The sequence below is a fragment of the Thauera sp. ZXT1-4 genome, assembly GCF_052598215.2.
In genome coordinates this window covers 1-7370 of sequence record NZ_JBQWSN020000055.1, presented here as the reverse complement: position 1 = coordinate 7370, position 7370 = coordinate 1, and the positions used below count along the sequence as shown (strand labels likewise).

At 57.7% G+C, this 7370-nt stretch carries 8 protein-coding genes; all 8 read right to left on the bottom strand.

Translation table 11 applies throughout. The annotated features are described in order from the left end of the window. Nucleotides 1–345: 345 nt before the first annotated feature. On the bottom strand, nt 346–1260 hold the full coding sequence (locus ACUH78_RS18450) for a PLP-dependent cysteine synthase family protein (protein ID WP_445334344.1): 915 nt from the start codon (nt 1258–1260) through the stop codon (nt 346–348). A 21-nt stretch (nt 1261–1281) separates the two neighbouring features. Continuing rightward, the gene (gene moeB, locus ACUH78_RS18445; RefSeq protein WP_445334345.1) at nt 1282–2694 is read right to left on the bottom strand and encodes a molybdopterin-synthase adenylyltransferase MoeB; all 1413 of its coding nucleotides are present in this window, start codon (nt 2692–2694) and stop codon (nt 1282–1284) included. Next, nucleotides 2691–3155, bottom strand: coding sequence for a M67 family metallopeptidase (locus ACUH78_RS18440; protein WP_445334346.1), 465 nt, complete (start codon nt 3153–3155; stop codon nt 2691–2693). The genes moeB and ACUH78_RS18440 overlap by 4 nt, the downstream gene beginning before the upstream one ends. A gap of 18 nt (nt 3156–3173) precedes the next feature. Further along, on the bottom strand, nt 3174–4160 hold the full coding sequence (locus ACUH78_RS18435) for a DMT family transporter (protein WP_445334347.1): 987 nt from the start codon (nt 4158–4160) through the stop codon (nt 3174–3176). Continuing rightward, nucleotides 4129–4932 (bottom strand): alanyl-tRNA editing protein, encoded by an 804-nt coding sequence (locus tag ACUH78_RS18430; RefSeq protein ID WP_445334348.1) that lies wholly within the window; start codon nt 4930–4932, stop codon nt 4129–4131. The genes ACUH78_RS18435 and ACUH78_RS18430 overlap by 32 nt, the downstream gene beginning before the upstream one ends. Beyond that, complete coding sequence (locus ACUH78_RS18425; protein WP_445334349.1) at nt 4929–5666, bottom strand: serine O-acetyltransferase; 738 nt, start codon at nt 5664–5666, stop codon at nt 4929–4931. The genes ACUH78_RS18430 and ACUH78_RS18425 overlap by 4 nt, the downstream gene beginning before the upstream one ends. A gap of 619 nt (nt 5667–6285) precedes the next feature. Beyond that, complete coding sequence (locus ACUH78_RS18420; protein ID WP_445334350.1) at nt 6286–6651, bottom strand: hypothetical protein; 366 nt, start codon at nt 6649–6651, stop codon at nt 6286–6288. A gap of 9 nt (nt 6652–6660) precedes the next feature. Further along, nucleotides 6661–7370 (bottom strand): RHS repeat-associated core domain-containing protein (locus ACUH78_RS18415; RefSeq protein WP_510497593.1); only part of this gene is annotated, 710 nt, incomplete at its 5' end.

Sequence of the window (7370 nt, the reverse complement as noted above, 5' to 3'; positions counted from 1 at the left end):
CCGCCCCTCGGCACGACGTGCCCAGCCAACTGCCCTGATACCGACCTTGCGGGACGCACTCGGCGCCTCTTGGCGCTGGTGGCGGACCGAGATGGATTGGCTCATCGCGCCGATCGCGGGGCGCGTCTCGGGCGCGCGCACGCCTGTCGTACTCACGACCACGGCCAGCGGGCGGCTGTGTCTCGCAGGACAAAATAGCGATCGGCTCTCGGTCCCCCGAGCGCGAAAGTTACGCCTGCAAGGGGCGCGGGTGCTTTAACCCTTCGTCCTGCACGTCCGCTGATCGGGCTACCGGACGACCGCATCGATGTGCTCGCACCCGCAGAACACGCGTCGCGAATGCGCTCAACCGAAATCCGCCAAATAGGATTCAACGCCGTCGTAAACCATGGTCAATACCACCGCATCCGGTGGCAGGTCTCTTGAGAGCTTGGAGATCGCCGCCAGATTCGCCGCGGACGAGATGCCAAGACTAATGCCGTCGTTCGCCATCGTCCACCGCACCCTATCCAAACACTCGCTCTTAGAGACCTTGAGCATCCCATCCAGCACCGACAGGTTCAGGATTTCAGGAACGATGCCGATCGACAGGCCCTGAATATCGTGAGGCGCATGATGATCATTCAGCAAGTCGCACTGTTCGGGTTCGACCCCGAACACCTTCAGCCCGGGCCACTGCGCCTTGAGTGTTTCGCCGATTCCGGTGATGTGCCCGCCGGTACCGATGCCGCCTACAAAGCAATCTACACGTCTGTCACCGAAGGCACGGATGATCTCCGGTGCCGTCATCGTTCGATGCGTTTCCGGGTTGGCGGAGTTGCGTTGTTGGTTGAGCATCACATACTCCGGGTTCTCCAACTGCAATTCCATGGCTTTCTGACCATGGGAGTTGTTTCCCATACGGCTGTCGGACAACACCACCTCTGCACCGTAGAGTCTCAAGAGCTTCTGCTTCTCGGGGCTGTAGTTGTCCGGAATCACAAGTACCACGCGATACCCCAGAATATTCCCGACGATAGCCAAACCTATGCCGGTATTACCCCCGCTGGGCTCGATGATGGTTTGCCCTTTGCCGCGGACCAGAACGCCTTTTCGCTCGGCATCCATCACCATTCCCAGGGCAATGCGTACTTTGTGGCTGCCACCGGGATTGAGTGACTCCATCTTGGCAAACACATTGATGCCCAGCTCGAAGGAAAGCGCCCCGAGCCTTACGATCGGCGTCTGGCCAAACGCCTGAAGTATGGATTCGCAAATCATGCGACGCGCCACCACTCGAGATCAGTAAATCGGCATGTCCGGGTCGATGTCCCGAACCCAGCGCTTCATACCGCCGCTCATCACTTTCACGTTGGGGAAACCGTTCCCGATCAGGGTCATGGCAGCTCGCTCCGCTCGGACGCCGGCATAGCATACGAGGTAATGCGTCATATCTGGGTCAAGCTGGGAAAGCCGTTCTTCGAGATCGGCCAGCGGGATATTGAGCGAACCCTGCAGTCCGCACACCTCGAGCTCGTTGGGTTCGCGTACGTCAATCACCACGACTTCCTCTGGAGCCTGTTCCATCACCCGCTTCAACGCCAGCGGCTCGACATAATGCTCCTCCGCGAGCATCGGGCGTCCTGTTCCGAGGTTGGCGCACCCGACCTCCATCTCAATCGCCACTACCGCACGCGCAGGGGAGCATGCCTGGCAATCCGGACGCCGCTTGAAGCCCACTTCGCTGAATCTCATTGCCAGCGCATCGAAGCGCAACAAGCGTCCGGACAGGGACTCCCCGATGCCCAGGATCAACTTGACGACTTCTGTCGCCTGAATGAGTCCAACAACGCCCGGCAATACACCGATCACGCCACCTGCGCTGCAGTTGGGCGCCAACTCCGCTGGGGGGCTCTTTGGGAACAGGCAGCGGTAGCAGGGGCCGCCGCCATGATTGAACACGCTCATCTGCCCTTCGAATCGATGGATTGCGCCATAGACCAGCGGCTTGCCGAGTGAAGCGCACACGTCGTTCACCAGGTAGCGGCTGGAGAAATTATCCGTCCCATCGACCACCATGTCGTACTGGCCAATCAAATCGGCTGCGTTGTCTCCGTCAATCGCGCAGGTGAAGGTATTGACCTGGATGTTCGCGTTCAGGTCTTGCATCCGTCGTTTGGCAGACTCCACCTTCGGCATGCCCAGCGTGCTGTTCCCGTGCACAACCTGGCGTTGCAAGTTGCTTGTTTCGACCACATCGAAATCAACCAGTCCGATGGTTCCAACGCCGGCCGCCGCCAGATACAGGCAAACCGGCGAGCCCAGCCCACCCGTGCCGATGACGAGCACCCTGGCTCTTTTCAGCCGTAGCTGACCTTCGCGACCAACACCCGGGAGCGTAATGTGCCGAACATATCGCCGAATTTCGTCATTGCTCAGGTGGTCCACGTCCAGCCCACCCGAGGTGGCCAGCATGATATCGATTTCACTGCCCTGGGGAAGCTCACCGTCCGGGTCGACCAAGCTCCCTGCCGAGGTCAGCAGGAAATGCTCTTTGAGTGAATTGTTTTCATAAAAGAGATGAGCGCGCAGTTTATCGTGGCGCGCGCAAATATCCTCGATGACCTCGCGTGTGGTTCGACCATCGCCTTCAAGCCGGTTGGCCGGTAGCCTGGCTACTTTCGCCAGAACCTCTGGAAACGTCACTGCTTTCATGATTCGCCTCGATTACCGATGATTGACGGGCTGTATGGAAACTCCTGGCAACAGTTGAAACAACCCTGTTCCCATTGAAACAACTTGGCACCGCGCGCTTCACCCGCTCGCACATCAACAACGAGATAGGTCACCGGAAAAACCGGCTCCCCCATGAACAAGGCCTTGTCCTGGTCTTCCTTGCTGAAGTAGGCCCCGACATCCGGGTGCGAGTGATAAATGATCACTACTGGATTTTTACCGCGAAAACTGCCATTCAGGAGTACGGTATCGGCTACCGAGAACGTATAACCGTTTGTCGCGCTGCGACGATATACGCCTGGACTCAGCTCATTCAACTCATTTTGAATGTTGACGCCTTGATGCACCGAGCCGTCTGAAAACACAAATCCGCAGCACTCCTCCGGATAGGTGCTCGCCGCATGCGCGTAGATGCATCGAAGAGTGTCGTCGGTCAGCACCACCATATCGTCCGCCCTCTACTTCGACTTGCGAAGCGTGCCAACTGGCACCTTGGTGATCGAAAAGCCAATCAGCAGCAGAGCCGTGTACATGACCAGATCACCTGAAATCGGGACCCCCTCGTACCATGCACCGATCACGACGGCGAACACCGGAAATATGATGAAAACAAATGACAAAACGACGGGGCTCAAGCGCTTCAGGAGATGGAAATAGACGATGAAGCCCCCGACCGAGGCGACCAAGCCTAGATAGAGCAGCGCACCCCATGAGCGCTGCGTGAACTCCGAGAAAGCGGGCTGTTCCAGCCACAGCCCAACGACTAGCAGCATCGCTCCGGCAAGACCGATTGGGAGTGTATTGAAGGTGATCACGCTGATCGCCGCGCCCTTCTTCTTAGTAAGCACATAACACAGCGCATGCATGACCGCGGCAGCCAGAATAGCGAGGACACCCAATGCCTCCGCGTAGTTGAGAAGCAGTCCTTGGCTCTTGACGATCATGACGAGGCTGCCGAAACCAATGGCAATGCCCAGGACCTGTGTCAGATGGATTCGTTCGTGCAACAAGATCGCCGAAAAAATCAGGATGAAGACCGGCATGGTGCTGAACAACAACGCGGTCAAGCCCGAGGACACATAGGTTTCGCCGTAGTTCAGCAAATAGTAGGGAATCGAGAAGTAGGCGAGCGTCACGAAAACGAAGAACCCGACATTCTCCCTCGGGAAAAAGATCGACTCCCCACGCAGCTTCGCAAAGCCGAGAAACAACGGAAACGCAATCAGAAAGCGCAATCCAGCGGATGTCAGCGGCGGGACGCTCTCGACCGCGATCTTGATTCCCAGCCAAGTCGTGCCCCAGCTCAGGCAAACCACCATGAACAGAACGGCGGTGACGAAGCTCTCTACCCAACGTTTTCTAGGATTGCCCGCACCTTGAATGATCGCAGTGGCTTGCATATGAACTTCGTCCTCAAGAATCAGCGCCGGGTGGGACGGTGGCATCGGGCCGCTGATAGGGCATCAGATCCAGCGCCGCATCGACGAACTCGCACGACAGTCGTTCTTTCCCTGCACCGAGGCATTTACGCCTGACTTTCAGGGGGCCGATAGAACCGGTGGATGCCAAATGTGTTCCTCCGCATGGCATCTGGTGGGCTTCGCAGCGCCAGATCCGTGCGTCGGCATGAACCGCGTGCGGCTCGACGCGAACAGGAGCGTCACGGCAAACCAAATCGTTTGCGAAGGCCGTGATCGCCTCGACGTCTTCTGGTGTAAAACGCTCCGCTACCTTGAAGTCAAACCGCGCGCCCTCCGGCTTGATGTGACAGCCGAGAATTCCGGGTATGGCGTCTGGTCGGTAGAGACCAATCCCGACGTAGACGAGATGCGATGCGGTATGACTCAAGGTCAGCCGTGCGCGTCGCTCGACGTCAATCTCGACACTGACTGGCATACCCTCAACGATTCCGGCCGCAACGAACCAATCGTCGGGGTGGATCATGTGCCAAATCACACCATCGACCTGTATGTCCGGAAACCCGTCCAAACGCGGTGCGTAGCCATACATCCGTTTTGCCTCCACAAAGCGAACGCGGCGCCCATCAGGCAAATGGATCAACCCGCGATCGGACTCCTGCCCCCCGCCCTCGGGGTAGGCCACTGTTGAGTCCAACTCGATGTAGTCCCCCCCGCTGCGCACGACATGAGCTGGGCAACGGGTAAGATACGGATCCTCGTAGTAGCGCTTGCGCGTCGTTCTTCCGATCATATTCATTGCTCTGCAACCATCTTGGAAATCTTCTGAGAGTCAACCGCAATTGAACAACCACTCTGTGGAGTGGCCTGCGTACATCTGACACGGATGACTTGGTGGCTTGTACGGACCGTCACCGAACAGGAGGGCGGCACATCTTGGGTGATAACGCTATGCGGGCCAATGAACACGTCGTCGCCAATCGACACGGCTCCGAAGACCCGCGCGAACGCGCCGATCTGAACGCGATGCCCCACAGTGGGATGGCGTTTGCCGGCAGGGTTCCCGGCGATTCCAGCCGCACCCAACGTGACACCGCCCAGCACATAACAGTCGTCGCCCAGTTCGGTCGTTTCGCCGAATACCGTTCCGACGCCGTGATCAAGCACGAAACGCCGCCCGATGCGACATCGGGGGTGCAATTCGGCGCCCGAAAGTAGTTTGCCGCGACTGGACACCAGCATTGCGTAGGGTTCGCTATCGGCGGTACCGCCCGGACGCGTCCCTGCCAACAGCAACGCATGGGCCAAGCGATAGTGCAGCACCGCCTTGAATGACGTGTAACTTGCGACGACCGTCTCGGGCTTCCCCCTCGCAGCGGGGTCCTTTTTCGCAAAGGCCACGGCGTCCTCGTAACACAGTTGCAAGGTCTTCTCCAGCCACGGGGCCCCCTCAACCGCGCAGACGACTTCACACGGACAGCACTCCCAGAGCGCGCCCTCGATCTGGGCGCGAATCATCTGCTGGACTGACATAGATAGTGCTCTCCATGTTGATTGCCGACTTAACGATTCTTCGTCGTGCAGTGCCGACTGCGGGGCGAACCAGACGCTCCCTCCTGGTTATCCGCGCTGCCAAGCGCCCCCCACCGCTTCACGCATCCGGTCTATTGCGGCAGCCGGCAGTGGGAAAACTCGCCGACGCCAACATCGATGCCATCTCGGACGAGAGGAGATGGAAGAGAAGGGGGACGCATTACGGTCAATTCCTCGCTCCAAGTCGCGGTTCGCTGCCTACTCTTCCCGTTGCGATATGCCGTGCTCCAGTGCGGCGGGGCCCCAAAATCGTGGTCTGTCCCCTATTACACGTCTTGGTCTCTCCCCTATTACACTCGCGCTGCAGATCGAGGCGTTCGTGGCCTGATCCACAGCGCTGGTCGTGTCACTCGTCGATGACCTTGACCACCTGCCCCTTCGCAACGTTTCGCCCCTCCCACAGCAGCACTTCCTTTCCGACAGCCAGCTTCGGAAGCGCCAGCTCGCGGTAGAGGTCGTCATAGGCGTAGTCGGTGACCGCGACCGGGGCGGCGGCTGTCGGGCAGGTGGTGGCCGCGGGGTCACTGCCGGGCCCCCAGGCCTTCAGAACTCGGGTTGCCTACTCTCTAAGACGCCCAGTTTCAAGCAAATGGCTTACAAAATCATCATGCAAGCCTTCACCCAAGTTGTTACCAGCGTCGTCAACCAAATACACTCTGCCTTTTTCAGCAAGAGCAGTTCCACCATCTATCGCAGTCAAAACAGAAACTGTAAATCCACGCAGACACTCTGCAATAACTTTCTTTAGATCATCATTATTTAACTCTGAATTCTCGAATACCTTCTGAAGCCTCTGGTATGGCTCTTGCTCATCAACCCAAATGAGATCCGCGCTTGGATCTGTCATCGCTTCAGCGACAGTATCAACCCAATAATCAATCGACACTGCTATTTCTTCAAGAAAATCCGACTTTCTTGCGCGCATCTTAAGTCCTTAGAATCCTGGCCACATAAAACTACTTTCGTATTTCCGGTCAAGCTGCTTGGCAAAATCCGCGATTTGAGCCGCAGTAGGATTGCCACCAGCAGCTTTATCAAACCGTGCCCACTCAGTGGTGATTTGCGAATGGACCTTGGGGGACACACCCCTCAAGAATTGAACATCATGGATGTTAACTCCTGAAACTGCCATCACATCCTGATACTTCTGCGGCATGCTGTGATGCACCTGCCAACCACTAGGGAGATCGGGACGAGCCTGCTTAAAAAGTAACCGGTAGTTAGAGGCCGTTGCAATCTCACCTACTCTTGCAGCCGCCTTTGCAGTACTGCCGCCGAGTATCGGAACATCACTCGTTGCAACTTCAGTCGCCATTAAACCCAAACCAAGAAGCGGAAGCAACGGACCACCAGCAACTTCAATCCGCTCCCCTGTGAAGCTAGAACCCAACTGCAGCCCACCCACCCCACCGTTGAGTTGATCACTCTGAACAGCACTCAGCCCCAGCGGGTCGAACCGATTAACCGGGTTGTTCCCCACATACGCATACAGGTTCAGGTCATCGGCGGTGCCGATCGGGTCCGTCTGCAGGAAGCGCCCCAGCGCCGGCGAGTAGAACCGTGCCTTGTAGTAGTACAGATTCAACCCACCCAGGTACTGCTGCCCGGTGTAGCGGAAGCGCACGCCGGTGGTGACGTTCGGTT